This window comes from Aliivibrio sp. 1S128, from assembly GCF_001691065.1.
Taxonomy (GTDB): Bacteria; Pseudomonadota; Gammaproteobacteria; order Enterobacterales; family Vibrionaceae; genus Aliivibrio.
The window spans coordinates 1-534 of sequence record NZ_MAJV01000083.1 but is presented as its reverse complement, the minus strand read 5'-3'; the positions used below and the strand labels follow the sequence as shown (position 1 = coordinate 534).

Genomic DNA, 534 nt, shown 5'->3' with positions numbered 1-534 from the left:
GTGTTATGCCAGCGTTATGTCAAAAGGAGGTAATGGTGAGCCACAAATGTTCGGAGTGTGGATGGTCTGATAAACCAAGTCATAAAAAATATTATACTAAGAGAGGGTTGTGTAGACCTATTTGTTCATTGTGTAATCCTTCGTTAGAGCAAAAAGTAAAAAGTAAATTCAAAAACTTGCCTCATCGACTTGTATATACTTTTTTTTATGGATACGGTGCTCGCCCACCAGTTGCTTCTATCCCATATGTTGTAGCGTTGTTTTTTTTATTAATGTATCTAGTACCTAAAAAGGTTATAACTTTTTTAGGTGAAGATGTTGTGCTTCTTATTGTTTGGCTAATTTCATTCGTATTACTTAGCTATGGAAGCATGAGGTTTTCTAAGCTATTAAAAAATAGAATGGATAATAAAGAGAAGTATTCTTGGTTGGTTCTCATATTTTATATGCCGTTAATAATTATCATCTCGGTGTGGGTATATTTATCTACACATAGATATTGACATAACAATCGCATCAACACGATTTGCTACA

The 534-nt window shown here is 33.5% G+C and carries 1 protein-coding gene; it reads left to right on the top strand.

Features of this window, described 5'->3' with window-relative positions; genetic code table 11:
* On the top strand, nucleotides 1–503 hold a 503-nt coding region (locus A6E03_RS20385), incomplete at its 5' end, for a hypothetical protein (RefSeq protein WP_218060163.1).
* Nucleotides 504–534: the final 31 nt, after the last annotated feature.